Here is a 15,334-nt window from a genome sequence, read left to right as displayed (position 1 = left end):
AATCAAATTTATTTAATCAAGCTTATTTAGCTATTTTATTAAAAGAGATATTCCATAGAAACACAATATTCGTTTCTATTTTTTCACTTTCAAATCAAAGGTTTTTACCTTTTCTTTTTTGTCTTCATCTTTTCTGTAAAGCCTAAATAAGCATATAAACATTTTTTTATGCTTTCAATTCATAAAATAGACAAACACACCTCTACAAACGAATCACAGATCAAAGAATATGTAGACTTTCTATACCTTCATTTAGAACAATATGGTGACGAAAAACAAGATATCGAAAAAGCAATTCACTACGCTCTTTCTTATGATAATAAACCAGGAGGGTTTGTATTAGTTGCCAAAAACCAAGATGATAAAATTGCTGGTATTACAGTCTTATTAGACACATTAATGGGAGGCTTCATTCCTGAGCATATTCTTGTCTATATCGCAATAGACTCAAGCGTACGTGGTCAAGGTTTAGGAGGCCAATTAATAGACAAACTAAAACAAGAAGCTCATGGATCTATCGCACTACATGTAGATAAAGACAATCCTGCTCAAAACTTATATGAAAGAAAAGGTTTTGAGAAAAAATACATAGAAATGAGATTAACAAAATAGGAAGATGGCTTATATAACATTAAATCAAAGTAAATTAAAACATAATTACAACAAACTAGATACCTTATTTCAGGAGAAAGAGATACATTGGGCTGTTGTAGGTAAATTACTTTGTGGTGATGAGACCTTCCTTAGAGAGGTTTTAGCATTAAACCCTCAACAAATATGTGACTCTAGAGTTTCTAATTTAAAAATGATCAAACAAATTGATCCCACAGTAGAAACCATTTATATAAAACCTGCTCCTAATGGCAGTATCGAAGAGATTATTGAATATGCTGATATCAGTTTTAATACAGAACTAGAGACGATAAAACTTCTTTCAGAAGAAGCTCAACGTCAAAACACTGTACATAAAATTGTTATTATGGTAGAACTTGGCGAACTGAGAGAAGGTGTTCTAAGAGAAGAACTAATCGATTTCTATAGCCAAGTCTTTAACCTACCTAATATTGATATTATTGGGCTAGGAACTAATCTTACTTGTATGTATGGTGTATTACCTAATAATGATAAGTTAATACAGCTAACGCTATTTAGAGACTTACTAGAGCTTAAATTTAAAAAACAAATCCCCTATTTATCGGGAGGTGCATCTGTAACTCTTCCTTTAATATTAAATGAAACTATCCCAACTGCTATTAATCACTTTAGAATTGGAGAGACCTTATTTATGGGAACCAATGCCTATGACAATGTAGCTTATCCTGATTTTGAACAGAATATCTTTATGCTTCATGCCGAAATCATTGAGTTATATGAAAAACCAATGATGCCTGAAGGAGAATTCGGTCTAAAAATGACAGGAGAGAAAGTAGAATTAGCACCAGAATGGGAAAATAGCGTTAATTATCGCGCAATTATAGATCTCGGATTATTAGATATAGAAGAAGATCACATCACACCTACTAATGCGAAACAACAATTCGTTGGATCTAGTTCTGATATGATGGTTATGGATCTAGGAGATAATCCTGATAACTTAAAAGTAGGTGACACTATCTCATTCTATATGAGCTATATGGGGATTCTTAGAATTATGAATTCTAATTATGTTGAAAAAAGAGTAATTGGTAAAGAGTAATTCCTTTATTCACAAATTAAAATCATGTTAAAAAAAATTGATTAAGAATTCTCTTAATTACATTTGTTTTCCTCAATCAAAACATCTTTACAATATGGTTTCAACAATTATCCCATTAGGCGGAGTAGCTCCTTCTGAATTAATAGTTGTTGTTGCAATAGCTTTATTACTTTTTGGTGGAAAGAAAATTCCAGAATTAATGAAGGGACTTGGAACAGGAATTAAAGAATTCAAACAAGCTACAAGAGAAACAAATACAACTAATGCTATTGCAAATGAGAATGCTCAAGAGCCAAAAAGCAATGTTGATTCGACAAACGAACCTATTAAATAAGGGGTTTTAAGCAAAAAAAAGGGATATATTACTATATCCCTTTTTTATTTTCTTCTTATTTTAAGAACTCCTTTTCTAAGTCTAATGGAGCGATATAGACATTGTCCTTATACACTCTCATATTACCTCCAGAAATTTCGTCTATTAAAATAATATCATTTGTAGCTTTATCTCTTCCAAATTCTAATTTGATATCATATAGCTCTAAGTTTTTAGTAGCTAATTCATCCTTTATAATTTGGCAAATCTCTTTAGTACGAGACTTTAAAATAGCATATTCTTCTTTTGATAAAATACCTAACATTTCTAATGCATCGTCAGAAATAGTTGGATCAGCTCTTTCATCATCTTTAATAGTTACTTCTACGAAGCTATCTAATGGTTGACCCTCTGTACAATAAGCGCCATATCTTCTAAAGAAACTTCCTACCGCTCTATAGCGACAGATTACTTCTAATCCTTTTCCAAAAGGTATAGCCTCTTTTACAACCATTGATACATCCTCTATATCAGCAGAAACATAATGTGTAGGTACATTTTTTTGTGCTAAAACTTCAAAGAAGTGTTTTGTCATTTTTAGTCCACTCTTCCCTGCTCCATCGATCGTTAATCCTACTGTATTAGCACCTGGATCGAATACACCATCTTCTCCTGTTACATCATCTTTAAACTTTAAAAGAACTTGATTGTTTGATAGACTATATACATCTTTAGTCTTTCCTTGATACTTTAATGTCATTGTGTGTTAGTGTTGTTATTAAAGCTCAAAAATAAGACAAATGTCCCAACTCTAACTATTTTTCAGAAACTTTATTTATAACAGCTATAATCAAAACTAAACAACATAAAAAAAGCTGAAAGTAATGAATACTTCCAGCTTCCTATATTTATACTTATCGTTTAAATAAGGTCAAAATCACATCTTCTATTTTCTGATCCTCCACTTCTATAACTACCTTCTTTAGGTGGTACGTTCTGGTATACAGTTTCAACTAATTTTAATAATCTTGAAGGAGAAATTCCTTTCATGATCATATAATTAATAACTCTATCAGCTCTTCTATCAGCTAACCATTCGTCATATCTAGCATTACCCCTAGTATCAAAATACACGTGCACTCTTACTCTAGCCTCTCCGTTATTATACATATAAGATACTATCTCATCTACAGATGCTTTATTATCAGCATTTAAATAAGAGCTATTAAAGTCGTAATAAAAAGAAGGCAACGTAGAACTATCATAGTTTTGATTAGAAGTTCTAGATGTATTATAATCCCCACTCGCAGTTGCATAGCTCTTATTTTGCGTCTCTTGTACACTCGTTAAACCAAAATTGGCTACTACACCATTATCCATTTGATTCAAAAGAACCTCTGCTTTACTATAATTCTTTGCTGCTGTAGATACTTTATGAATGTCTGCCATTCTCTTAGGCTCGAATACATAAGCCCCATCTGTAGAAGTGTACACTGTAGCAATTCTATCACCCTTATCATTAAAAAACGTTACTTCTCCTTCTGCTATCGGATTATTTGTTTTTTTATCAAATACTCTACCTTCTACTTTCTGAGCAGACATAGACATAAAACCAAATAAAGAAAATCCTAAAGTAATTAATTGTAATTTTTTCATATCATTTAAGTATAAACAAATAAACATTGTTATTGCTCTTAGACAAAACTACATATTATTTTACAATTTTTAACATTATAGCTCTTTTATTTAAAGCAACGAGTACTGTTTTTGAATTTTAAATAAAAATAAATCAGTATATCAAAAACAACAATATCTTTTATTCTAATTTAAACTAAAAAAATCAAACATTAAGCTATACTTGTCAGTTATTGTTAATTTACAAAGCCATTATTATTGATTTCACTTTCAAAAAAGAAACATTATTAGTAGTTATACTTCTAAATAATGAATTCAATAAAAAATCCCTTTATATAGATGAAAATAATATAAAAAAATCAGTTTTTGAGAATTATTTTAATCAATTATATAATTTTACACCTACACAATATATTTAATTAAGAATATAATGACAGCCGAAGAACTTAATAATATTGCAGAAAATGCTCTTAATGATCAATACAAGAAAATTATAAATCAACTGAAAGAATGTGCTATAAAAGGAAAAAACTCATGTCTCATAACTAATTTACCGATTTCTATCTCAAAAAAATTAAAACAAAAAGGATTTATTATCATTCCAGTCTATAAATACAAATACTTCCTCTTTAAAAAGAAAAAAATAAAGTATTATCTCATCCAATTCTAGGGAGTTTTATAGGTAATCAAAGCTTAACACCTTACTAACATTTTACTAATACATAATCTTAACAATTGGAATAGTGTTTGTCCGCTTATTATTAAACATATACACTTCTAAACAATGAGATTCCTACTTATCTTTTTGTTCTGCACCGTTTACAGTTTTGGACAGAAAAAAAAGACTACTATCACTGCCTATCAAAAGAAAACCCTACAAGAAAAGAATATTGTTCGAATTATAAGAGATTCCGTAGGCAATGAATCTTATCAGTTCCTAATCAAACCTAAAGCTCTTAAAGCTGAAATCGAAGAGTACTTTTCTCCTCATTTTTCTAAAATCACTTCTCCTATACTAACTATCTTGAAGCATAATAATCTATACTATTTTGTTTCTAAAAGAAAAGATTACACACTTGTTTCTCTTGCTCATCTAGTTTCCATACCTCGTGTAGAAGGTGAATATCTAATCTATGGAAGTAACCATTGTATTACACCTAATGACAAGACTATCTGTTACCCTTCTTCAGACGGAACCTCTTGTATAGAGAGACAACCGTCTTGTATAAAACTGATAACAAAGAAAAACTAATAAATACTATATTCTCTTTTTCATTGTACCTTTGATTGAACTTTTAAATCTAGTCTATGCCTTATCTAAAGATGAAGTGTAGACTAGGTTTAAATCTATTATTCTTTCATCTATTTTATTAATATGCTTAGACCTTGGCCGTTACAGATACAAATCAGTAATACAGAAAAAAAAGCTATTTATCTTCAGATAGCTGATGCTATCATAGAAGCTATAAAAACAGGGCAACTAAAAGAAGAAGAAGCTTTACCTGGTAGTAGAAAATTAGCAGAGATCTTAGGAGTAAACAGAAATACTGTTATAGAAGCCTATGATGTATTATTAAGTGAAGGTTGGATCAATTCTAAATCTCGCAGTGGTACTTTCGTCTCTAAACTTGCTGAGATAAATGCTACTCCTCTAAAAAAGAAACCTATAGTGAATGATAGCCATAAAGCGATTCATTATAATATCAGTGTTGATGATGGAAATCCGGACACAACTATTGCTCCTGTAGAAGAACTAGCTAGAGCTTATCGCCAAATATTTAAACGAAAAGGAAAGTGGCAGATGATGGGGTATTCATCTCCATTAGGGTTATTTGAGTTTAGAGAACATATTAGTAAGATGCTTAATCATTGGCGTGGAATGCAAGTAACTGCTGAGGAAATATGTATTTCTAGAGGAAGCCAAATGGCCATGTATCTTATCGCTCAAGTATTATTAAAGAAAGATGACTATATCATAGTGGAACACCCTGGGTATAGAAAGGCATGGCACACATTTGAGCATGCTGGAGCTAGATTACTGTATGCTGATGTAGATGAACAAGGTATAAATATAGATCAGGTAGAACGCCTTCTAAAAGAAAACAAAAAAATTAAAGCGATCTATATCACCCCACACCATCAATACCCAACTACAGCAACCCTTAGTTTACAAAGAAGGTATAAACTAATAGAGCTATCTAATCTCTATAATTTTACAATTATAGAAGATGATTACGATTATGAGTTTCACTATGGACATAGACCCATTATGCCAATAAGTAGTTTACCTAATAATCAAAACTATGTATATATAGGAACTTTGAGTAAAGTCGTAGCTCCTTCTCTTCGTATCGGTTATATAGCTACCAATAGTGATCTAATCCTAAAAATAGGAGAGCTAAGAAGTATCATCGATGTACAAGGTGACAATATAATGGAACAAGCTATCTTACAATTAATGGAGGATGGGACAATAAGAAAGCATTTAAAAAAAGCACATAGCTACTATAAAAACAAGAGAGATATAACTGCCAATTTACTAGATAAAAACCTTAACGAACAAGTAAATTATACAATCGCTGATGGAGGATTAGCAATCTGGTTAGTTCCTAAAAAAGAGACAGATTGGGATAAACTTAAAAAGAAACTAGACTTAGATAAAATTGCTTTTATGGGCCCCGAAAGGTTCTCCTATAGCGAGAAATTACAAGGGATTAGATTTAGTTTCGGATCGTTGTCAGAACGACAAATAGAAGAAGCTATCCTTTGCTTAAAAAGACATTTATAACAATAAAAAAATTCCTTTAGTAAAGACTTTACTAAAGGAATTTTTTTACTCTAATCATTGGTATTATTTACGCAAAGCTTTTTTAACTGCAGGAGCTATTTTAGTACCTAATAGTTCTATATTTTTCATCTGTGTTAAGTGATCAGGTGCTCCTAAGTCACTATGCATTAACCAACGTGTTAATCCAAACATCTCTTGATGATATAAAATTTTATCTACTACTTGATCTACATCTCCTATGAATAAAGCGCCGTCTCTACTTCTTCCTCCTTCATACTGCTCATAAGTGTAAGGTTGCCATCCACGTGATGCTCCTATCCTATCCATCTGCTCTTTATATACAGGGAAATAATCTTTAGCTAACGCATTTCCATCTACTCCTACTAATCCATGTGAGTGAGTAGCGATCTGCATCTTACTAATATCATGACCTGCATTGATATACTCTTGTTTATAATAATCGAAGAATGGTTTATATTGTTCTGGCATTCCACCAATAATAGCAAACACAAGTGGTAATCCTAATTTAGCCGCTCTTAATACAGACTCTGGTGTTCCACCTGCCGCAATCCATATATCCATTGGCTGTTCACTTCGTGGAAAGACCTGCTGTTCTTTTAGAGAAGCTCTGTGTTTTCCTGTCCATGTCAATGGTTCATCTATAGCATTGATATTCAACAACAAATTAAGTTTTTCTGTAAACAACTCATTGTAGTCATTAAGATCATATCCAAATAAAGGGAATGACTCTATAAAACTTCCACGTCCCACCGTAATCTCTGCTCTACCATTAGACATTGCGTCTATAGTAGAGAATGATTGATACACGCGCACAGGATCATTAGAACTTAATACTGTTACTGCACTTGTTAATTTTATATTCTTAGTTACAGTAGCTACTCCGGCTAATATGATATCTGGAGTAGAGACTGCGTAATCTTTACGGTGATGTTCTCCTATACCGAAAACATCCAGTCCTACTTCATCCATTAATTTAACCTCTTCTATAATCTCATTTATACGTTGTGTACTTGACTGATAACTATTGTTTTGTTTGTCGAATTTTAAATCCCCAAACATGCTAATTCCTATTTCCATCTTTCTCTTTTTTATGATAGTATAAAATTACTCCTATTAATATGAATTATACTTAATCTATATTAAGATATATCGCGTCACATATTGTCAATAATCACTCCCTACTAGATGAAAGCTTAATATTATTCAAAGAAAATGACGAAAAAGGTATTTTAAGTTAAAAAAACAGCTTGTTCAAACATAAAAGTATTACAGTTTTCTACATTTATTTAAAGAACTTAATCTCTTTTAATATAATTTGAAGTTGTAAGATATACAGATTAACAATCAAAAAGTTTTATTCGCAAAAAGGACACTTTTAGTAAGTTTTAGCGTCAAATTAGGAAATTATACAAGGCTTTTTTTATACTTTTGTCCTACAAGATTAATAATAAAGAGGAATAGAAGTATAAATTCTAGATTATTATGTTTCTCTTTTTAAGTAAATACAAATCTTTTGTCTCACATCATTAAAATACTATTATTCAGTATTTTAATATTTAACAAAGAGACTGAGTGCTAAAAAAGAACTATCATAGAACATAAAGTTCTATTTAAGTTATAATGTTGTTTCCTATTATGAAAGCTCTATTGTTGTTGATAGAGCTTTTTTTTATCGTATCCTATAGTAATTTTTAAACGTTACTAAAACAGCAAAATTACTTTGATTATCAATAATAATATATCCTTAAAGATCATTAAAAATTAGAAACCTAAGTGCATATTCTTCGGGAGTTTATTGGGCAGTCTTTGGGTGCTCTTCGGAAAACTGCCCCTCAGTCCGAACAAATACTGAACTCTTCCGAAGAGCTTCCGAATAAATGGGTGTGTTTAAAACACATAACCATTGATAATAAGACACTTATAGTTTAAAAAATGGAAATAAATAGACTTTTTTGGAAATATTGAGAAGTATTCGGAAAAGAATGGAAGAAAATGGAAAAAAGTGGAAGTAAACATTTTTTCTTCGAAATAAATAGCTATACAACTATTTTATTCTTCAACTGTTACACTATTGAAAGCTCTACCTAGAGTAGCTTAATATTTCTTTGCTATCCATCATAAAACAAAGATATTGTTTTATGCGTTCCCCGACTTTTAAAGTCAATCTAATATCACTAGAAGCTTATTAGAACCATTTTCTCCATTTAAAATAGGTAATCATTAAAACAACCAAACCTAACATTACCCATAAAGTATAGAAATATCCATTCTCTGTTTTTAATTCTGGCATATTCTCAAAGTTCATTCCATATACTCCAACGATAAACGTTAGCGGAATAAAGACTACAGAGACAATAGTCAATACCTTCATGATCTCATTCATTCGATTGCTCTGAGATGAGAAATAATAGTTGGTAGCACTATCTAATTTATTCAAATTATAATCGATTTGATCAAGCATTTCATAGCTTTTATACTGTAATCGATCAAAGAAAACAATACTACTTCTGCTAATCTGGCACTCTACATTCTTTTTATCATGTTGTGTTTTTAGATTGTATAACACTTCTCTTAGCGGTATAATAGCCCTCTTCACCTCTTGTAGTTGTTGAGTATATTCTTCTATACTTACCAGAATTTGCTTGTGATATTTAGTTCTAGCTTCTAATAGGATTTGTTCTACATTATCTTCTATCAAGTCTAAGGTTACGAAATAACTCTCCATGAGTGAATCTAGTAATCCATATAATAGATATCCTGAATCTTTTCTTCTTATTTGTCCTGTTTTGGTTCTAATACGCTCTCTGATCAAATTAAAGAACGCACCTCTTTTTTCTTGAAATGACAACAGTACATTCTCTTGAAGGATAAAGCTTATCTGTTCAATCCCTACTAAAATATCTTCATTAGAATACGGCAAAATAGCCTTAACACTAAAGAATAATGTATTATCTAACTCCTCCACTCTAGTTCTTCTAGAGAAATTTAGAATCTCTGCCATGATATAAGACTCTATATGAAAAAAGTTACCTACTTCTTTTAATAAATCTATATCATGCAGTCCATGTAAGTTAAACCATTTTATAGCATGAGGAGATGCTGCTATCAATATCTCTTCTATTTCCTTCAGACTTAAATCATTGTACTCCTCGAACGTATTCTCATCATAAATGAACAATTGCATAGAAATAGGTACTTCTGGGAAAGAACCTGCATATTCTAAAGAATTTGGTTGAAGTTTTCTAGCTTTCTTATATTTAACTCGTCTCACATTTTGTAAATTTGCTTAAAGATAAAAGTTTTTAGACTTTTATCTCATTTATAAGCCTAAAAAAACAACTCAAACAAATATGAAAACACTAATTAAGAATATAAAAGAAATACTACAAGTTAGAAATGAAGCTATAGAGAAAGTATCAGGAGCTGATATGGCAACTTTACCTAAGCTAGACAATGCATATCTACTTATTGAACACGACTTGATAGCAGATTATGGTACGATGGACACTTGTCCTAATGAGAATGAAATGGATCAAGTAATAGATGCTACTGGGAAAACGATCTTACCTACATGGGTAGATAGTCATACACACTTAGTCTATGCTGGTAATAGAGAATTAGAGTTCGTTGACCGCATCAATGGTCTTAGTTATGAAGAGATCTTCAACAGAGGTGGTGGTATCTTAAACTCTGCAAAGAAACTACAAGAAACTTCAGAAGAAGATTTATATGAACAATCGCGCAAACGTTTAGAAGAAGTAATTAGTCAAGGTACTGGAGCTGTTGAAATTAAATCTGGATATGGTCTTACTGTTGAAGCAGAGCTTAAAATGCTACGCGTGATTAAAAAACTAAAAGAAAACTACCCTATCGCGATTAAAGCAACTTTCTTAGGGGCTCACGCCTTCCCTACTGAATATAAAGATAACCACCAAGGTTATATTGATCTTATAGTCAATGAAATGATTCCTGCTATTGCTAAAGAAAACTTAGCAGAATATGTAGACGCTTTCTTAGAGACAGGTTATTTCTCTTGTGAAGAAACAGAGCGTATCATTAAAGCAGGACAAGAACACGGGCTTATTGCTAAAGTTCACGTTAACCAATTTACAGCTATTGGCGGAATCGAAACTTGTGTAAAAAATGGTGCGCTATCAGTAGATCACCTAGAAATAGTAACAGACGAAGATATCGAAATCCTAAAAGACAGTAAGACAATGCCTGTAGCCTTGCCTACATGTTCTTTCTTTATCTCTATTCCTTATACGCCTGCTAGAAAGATGTTAGAAGCAGGTCTACCACTAGCTTTAGCCTCTGATTCTAACCCTGGTACTACACCGTCTGGAAATATGAACTTTGTCGTAGCTACAGCATGTATCAAAATGAAAATGACTCCTGAAGAAGCAATTAATGCAGCTACAATAAATGGAGCTTATGCAATGGGACTACAACAAGAGTACGGTAGTATAACAAAAGGCAAAAAAGCTAGTTTAATTATCACAAAACCACTAAATTCATTTTATGAATTACCTTATGCTTTTGGTTCCAACCTTATAGACCAGGTAATTCTAAATGGACAAATACAAAAATAAAAGATACCCTAGTATCTATTGCATCACAACAACATAGCTATGAACAAACAAAAACTAGTGTTATTTAAGAAAACTGATTTGGTTGCCTTGACCAAATTCAGAAGTGGAGAAATCAAATTTGGAGAAAGAGTTCACACTTTAGAATCAGAAGAGAATTGGCATAGCGAATTAGCTGCTACAGACGCTAAATATGCTATTATTGGTATTCCTGAAGATATAGGTGTAAAAGCGAATCTAGGTCGTACAGGTACTTCTTCTGCTTGGCAAAATTTCTTAAACAGCCTTTTAAATATTCAACACAACAGATTCTGTAAAGGAAGCTGGACTACGTTAATTGGCCATTTAGATTTCAGTGAAGAGCAAAAAGAAGCAGAACAACTAGATCCTAATAATCGAGAAGATCGCAAAAGACTCTTCGAATTAGTGTCTCGTATAGATAAAGAAGTGTCACATACCATCGCTAAAATTGTAAAAGCAGGCAAGATACCTATTGTTATAGGTGGTGGACACAATAATGCTTACGGTAACATTAAAGGACTTGCCTTAGCAAAAGGCAAAGCGATTAATGTAATCAACTTTGATGCGCATACAGATTTTAGACCACTAGAAGGAAGACATAGTGGTAACGGGTTTTCTTATGCATTCGAAGAAGGTTTTTTAAAGAACTATTTTATCTTCGGTCTTCATGAGAACTATACTTCTAAGACTGTTTTTGGGGATATAAAACTTCATGCGGACCGCGTTAAGTATAATACTTATGAGCAAATACGCATTCGCAAAGAGAAATCTTTTGACACCGAATTGCTAACAGCTCAACGACATATCGAAAACAATACTTACGGTATCGAAATAGACTTAGATGCTGTGCCACTAGTAGCTAGTAGTGCTATCACTCCTACAGGCTTCTCTGCTGAGAGACTGAGACAGTTCATTCACTACTTTGCTAAATCTAAGAATGTAGGATATATTCACATTTGTGAAGGGGCTCCTTCTTTAGATTTCGAACAGAACAGCCATCTTGTAGGAAAGTTAATCACTTATTTAGTAACAGATTTTATCAAGTCAAATACAGAAAAACTTTAATCTTGAATATATTACTTGTCGAAGACGATTCTCGCATTAGCGATTTTATCGTCAAAGGTTTAAAAGAAAATGGTATGCAAGTACAACTTGCTGCTTCTGGAGAAGAGGCAAGAGATTTTATTCTTAATGCCGATTGGGATCTTATCTTGATGGATATTATGCTTCCAGGTATAGATGGTATTCAGTTGACCAAAATGATTCGTTTTAAAAAGAACTATACCCCTATACTGATATTAAGTGCTCTAAGCGAAACCACTGATAAGATATCTGCTCTAGACAGTGGCGCAGATGACTATCTAACGAAGCCATTTCACTTTAGCGAATTACTATCGAGAATTAATGCTTTGACAAGACGAACTAAATTTAACTACGAAAAGAAAGACCATATTTACATCTGTAGTGACCTAAAACTAGACCCTGAGAAACACCTAGTTACACAAGGAGGTAAAACAATAGACCTGTCTCCTAGAGAATACAAATTATTACTTTTCTTATTAGAAAATAAAGATCGCGTAGTCTCTAGGATGCAGATTCTAGAACGTGTATGGGGAATACAATTTGATACCAATACTAATGTAGTAGATGTCTATATATCTTACCTCAGAAGTAAAATAGATGAATCTAAAGTAAAAATGATACACACCATAAAAGGAACTGGCTATATGCTACAAGAATAATATGAATTTACGCACTCGTCTTACCACATACAGTACTATAGTATTCGGTATAGTATTTTTTATTGCATCACTTATTATATTCTTAGCTTACTTCTCTAAGACACAAGAGTCTGTGTTTAACAATCTGAAGAATACTACTCTCCTATCTGCAATATATTACTTAGAACAAGACGAGCTATCTCATACAGAGCATTCTGTTGTAAAAGAAGAGTTTAGAGCTACTATTCAGTCTAAAAATGTAGCTGTATATAACTTTAGTAATCAGTTATCCTATGGAGCTCTAGTTAATGATCCTGTACTGACAAACGCTATTTTAAGCAAAACGAGAACAGATAAATCACATCGATTTAAAGCAAATGACTTTTTCTATTACGGAATATATTACCCTGATAATCAAGGGGATTTTGTAGTCTATACGAGAGAGTCTACAGCTGACTTTATGAATCAGATGAAAAGCCTTATTCTTATCCTATGCATTGTACTTGTAGGAGGATTACTAGCCATTTATTTCTTAAGTAAATACATCTCTAATATTGCCTATAAGCCTCTTAAGAATATCGTTCAACAGGTAAATGAAGTAAACTACTCTAATCTAGAAAACGGGATAGAAGTACCAAAAACAAATGATGAATTAGAAGAATTAATCTCTACTTATAACAACCTATTAATAAGGCTATCTGAAACATTCTTGATTCAAAAGAACTTTATTAACTATGTTTCTCATGAGTTTAAGACTCCCCTTACAGCTATCAGTGGTAACCTAGAGGTTTTTGCTCAGAAAGAACGTTCTCCTGAAGAATATAATCAAGTAGTCAAAGAAGCTTTAAAAAATGTTTACAAAATAGAGAATATCTTAAGTAACCTTCTTTTATTATCAGGATTAAAAAACACAGAGAAAGATGCTAGTCTATTTAGAATAGACGAGATAATCTGGAATATATATGAAGCACTACAAGATAAGTTAACAGAGCTACAGACCACATTACAAATCAATATCAATGTAAATGACTTCACTAAACTAGAATATAAAGGTAATGAAACGCTAATCCATCTAGCCTTATACAATATTGTCGAAAATGCTGTAAAATACTCTAATAGCAAGCCTATTACGATAGATCTGTCTCTTCAAAATAACAGACTTAAGTTAAGTGTAGAAGATCAAGGAAAGGGTATATCTGAAGAAGAATTAGCTTTTATAAAACAAACATTCTATAGAGGAAAGAATGTAGGCGAAATTAAAGGTAGTGGTATAGGACTGTCCCTTGCTACTATTATCTTTGAGCAACATCGTATTCAATTTGATATTACTTCTCAGTTAGAACAAGGAACAGTTATTTCTTTAATTTTTTAAAGTCTATTTTCTTTTGAATCCAAACTGTTCAATATAAAAATCTAGAAGAGTAATTGCAGTCATCGCTTCCACAATAGGTACTGCACGTGGTAATACACACGCGTCATGTCTTCCTTTCCCTTGTACAGTCACCACTTCATGTGCGGTATTGATGGATTGTTGATCTTTCATTAAAGTAGCTGTTGGTTTAAAAGCAACTTTGAAATAGATATCCATTCCGTTACTTATACCTCCTACGATTCCTCCTGCATTATTTGTTGTTGTAGAGCCATCAGGAAGAATAGAATCATTATGTTGGCTACCTCTCATCTTTGTCCCTTCAAAACCACGACCAAACTCTACTCCTTTAACAGCATTGATCCCTAGCATAGCTTTAGCCAAATCAGCATCAAGTCGGTCAAACACAGGTTCTCCTAATCCTACAGGCACATTCTGTACCACGCATATAATAGTTCCTCCTATAGAATCCCCATCTTTTTTGACTTCCTTAATTAAAGTCTCCATCTCTACTGCTTTAATAGGATCAGCACAACGAACAGGATTGTTCTCTATCTCGTTAAAATCTAATTCACTGTATTTTTTCTCAACAGCAATATCTCCTACTGAAGATACATAAGCTGTTATTTTTATTTCTTTTAATACTTGCTTTGCTATTGCTCCCGCTACTACTCTACTGGCAGTCTCACGAGCAGAACTACGCCCACCTCCTCTGTGGTCACGATGTCCATATTTTTCATCATATACATAATCTGCATGGCTTGGACGATAAATATCTTTGATATGATCATAATCCTTTGATTTTGAATTTGTATTTTCAATTACAAAACCAATAGGAGTACCTGTTGTCTTCCCTTCAAATATTCCTGAAAGAAACTTTACTTCATCTGCTTCTTTTCGCTGTGTAACTATCTTAGATTGACCTGGTTTACGTCTGTCTAATTCCAACTGGATTTGTTCTAAATCTAACTCTATTCCTGCTGGACAACCGTCTATAATACCACCGATCGCTACTCCATGAGATTCACCGAAAGTAGTTACTCTAAATCTATTGCCATAAGTATTACCTGCCATATTAATGTATTTTATACAAGTTTACTACTTTTCTAAGTTTTGCACCTTGTTATTTTGGATATTTTTTGACAAATGCCATTCTATTCCTACCGCTAACGCTGATTCTA

The 15,334-nt window shown here is 32.3% G+C and carries 14 protein-coding genes; 9 read left to right on the top strand and 5 right to left on the bottom strand.

The genetic code is table 11. The annotated features are described in order from the left end of the window. Positions 1-168 precede the first annotated feature (168 nt). The 3 genes from MPR_RS08365 to MPR_RS08355 all read left to right on the top strand — a co-directional run bounded on the left by MPR_RS08365 (position 169) and on the right by MPR_RS08355 (position 2,030). Positions 169-612: a GNAT family N-acetyltransferase gene (locus tag MPR_RS08365; protein WP_041891442.1), complete on the top strand. Its 444-nt coding sequence runs from the start codon at positions 169-171 to the stop codon at positions 610-612. Between the two features lie 4 nt (positions 613-616). Beyond that, the gene (locus MPR_RS08360) at positions 617-1,696 is read left to right on the top strand and encodes an alanine racemase (protein WP_041891440.1); all 1,080 of its coding nucleotides are present in this window, start codon (positions 617-619) and stop codon (positions 1,694-1,696) included. 94 nt (positions 1,697-1,790) lie between these two features. Next, positions 1,791-2,030, top strand: a complete 240-nt coding sequence (locus MPR_RS08355) for a Sec-independent protein translocase subunit TatA/TatB (RefSeq protein WP_041891437.1) — start codon at positions 1,791-1,793, stop codon at positions 2,028-2,030. Positions 2,031-2,085: 55 nt separating this feature from the next. Here MPR_RS08355 and MPR_RS08350 read toward each other — a convergent pair whose 3' ends face one another. Further along, a complete protein-coding gene (locus tag MPR_RS08350) occupies positions 2,086-2,769 on the bottom strand; it encodes a phosphoribosylaminoimidazolesuccinocarboxamide synthase (protein ID WP_006258958.1) in 684 nt (227 codons plus the stop codon). Positions 2,770-2,930: 161 nt separating this feature from the next. Next, entirely contained in the window at positions 2,931-3,665 is a 735-nt protein-coding gene (locus MPR_RS08345; RefSeq protein ID WP_041895298.1) for an OmpA family protein, read from the bottom strand. Between the two features lie 763 nt (positions 3,666-4,428). On the opposite strand from MPR_RS08345, the gene MPR_RS08335 reads away from it, so the two are divergent. Both MPR_RS08335 and pdxR read left to right on the top strand, forming a co-directional pair. After that, on the top strand, positions 4,429-4,896 hold the full coding sequence (locus tag MPR_RS08335; protein WP_041891431.1) for a hypothetical protein: 468 nt from the start codon (positions 4,429-4,431) through the stop codon (positions 4,894-4,896). A gap of 123 nt (positions 4,897-5,019) precedes the next feature. Next, positions 5,020-6,432: a MocR-like pyridoxine biosynthesis transcription factor PdxR gene (gene pdxR, locus MPR_RS08330; protein ID WP_041891428.1), complete on the top strand. Its 1,413-nt coding sequence runs from the start codon at positions 5,020-5,022 to the stop codon at positions 6,430-6,432. A gap of 63 nt (positions 6,433-6,495) precedes the next feature. Here pdxR and MPR_RS08325 read toward each other — a convergent pair whose 3' ends face one another. Then, positions 6,496-7,530 (bottom strand): LLM class flavin-dependent oxidoreductase, encoded by a 1,035-nt coding sequence (locus MPR_RS08325; RefSeq protein WP_041891425.1) that lies wholly within the window; start codon positions 7,528-7,530, stop codon positions 6,496-6,498. Positions 7,531-8,638: 1,108 nt separating this feature from the next. Continuing rightward, entirely contained in the window at positions 8,639-9,724 is a 1,086-nt protein-coding gene (gene corA, locus MPR_RS08320) for a magnesium/cobalt transporter CorA (RefSeq protein ID WP_041891422.1), read from the bottom strand. 79 nt (positions 9,725-9,803) lie between these two features. Between corA and hutI the strand changes: the two genes are divergently transcribed. From hutI to MPR_RS08300, 4 genes are read left to right on the top strand one after another with little or no spacing between them, the layout of a single operon-like run. Beyond that, complete coding sequence (gene hutI, locus MPR_RS08315; RefSeq protein WP_041891419.1) at positions 9,804-11,045, top strand: imidazolonepropionase; 1,242 nt, start codon at positions 9,804-9,806, stop codon at positions 11,043-11,045. Positions 11,046-11,084: 39 nt separating this feature from the next. Further along, complete coding sequence (locus MPR_RS08310) at positions 11,085-12,128, top strand: formimidoylglutamase (protein WP_041891415.1); 1,044 nt, start codon at positions 11,085-11,087, stop codon at positions 12,126-12,128. Between the two features lie 2 nt (positions 12,129-12,130). Further along, complete coding sequence (locus MPR_RS08305) at positions 12,131-12,805, top strand: response regulator transcription factor (RefSeq protein WP_041891413.1); 675 nt, start codon at positions 12,131-12,133, stop codon at positions 12,803-12,805. A 1-nt stretch (position 12,806) separates the two neighbouring features. Beyond that, positions 12,807-14,156, top strand: coding sequence for a HAMP domain-containing sensor histidine kinase (locus tag MPR_RS08300; RefSeq protein WP_041891410.1), 1,350 nt, complete (start codon positions 12,807-12,809; stop codon positions 14,154-14,156). Between the two features lie 3 nt (positions 14,157-14,159). Here MPR_RS08300 and aroC read toward each other — a convergent pair whose 3' ends face one another. Further along, positions 14,160-15,227: a chorismate synthase gene (aroC, locus tag MPR_RS08295; RefSeq protein WP_006258970.1), complete on the bottom strand. Its 1,068-nt coding sequence runs from the start codon at positions 15,225-15,227 to the stop codon at positions 14,160-14,162. Positions 15,228-15,334: the final 107 nt, after the last annotated feature.

Source organism: Myroides profundi (assembly GCF_000833025.1).
Lineage (GTDB): Bacteria > Bacteroidota > Bacteroidia > Flavobacteriales > Flavobacteriaceae > Flavobacterium > Flavobacterium profundi_A.
Note: the sequence above shows the minus strand (reverse complement) of the source record. Positions and strands in the feature narration are given on the sequence as shown.